We start from the raw sequence: 504 nt of genomic DNA on the forward strand, positions 1-504 counted from the left end.
ACCGGGAAAACCACCGATGAAATTGCTGCCATGCTGGCGGATGAGACCTGGATGTCCGGTGCCGAATGTCTGGCACATGGATTTGCTGATCAGGTAACGCCAGCCGTTAAGGCAATGGCATGTATTCAGTCAAAACGTACAGAGGAATTTAAAAAGATGCCGGAATCCATTCGAAACATGATTACTCCGCCACGCAACAGTGCTCCACGCGTACAGGATGATGAACCTGCAGCCTCCCGGACGCCAGTGCAGGCAGCAGCACCCGTGGTGGATGAAAACAGTATCCGTGCGCAGGTACTGGCAGAGCAAAAAGCGCGTGTAAACGGTATTAATGATCTGTTTGCCATGTTTGGCGGGCGTTATCAGACGCTGCAGGCTCAGTGTCTTGCCGATCCTGAATGTTCGCTGGAGCAGGCCCGCGAAAAGCTGTTGAACGAGATGGGGCGCGAGTCCACGCCATCCAATAAAAATACCCCGGCTCATATTTATGCCGGTAACGGTAAT

Annotated in this window: 1 pseudogene; it reads left to right on the plus strand. The window is 52.8% G+C overall.

What is annotated here, in order from left to right:
• Nucleotides 1-504, plus strand: a pseudogene (locus tag K0335_RS22365) (Clp protease ClpP); the annotation flags it as partial.

Origin of the sequence: Escherichia sp. GZ89 (assembly GCF_019366485.1) — a bacterium.
Taxonomy (GTDB): domain Bacteria; phylum Pseudomonadota; class Gammaproteobacteria; order Enterobacterales; family Enterobacteriaceae; genus Escherichia; species Escherichia fergusonii.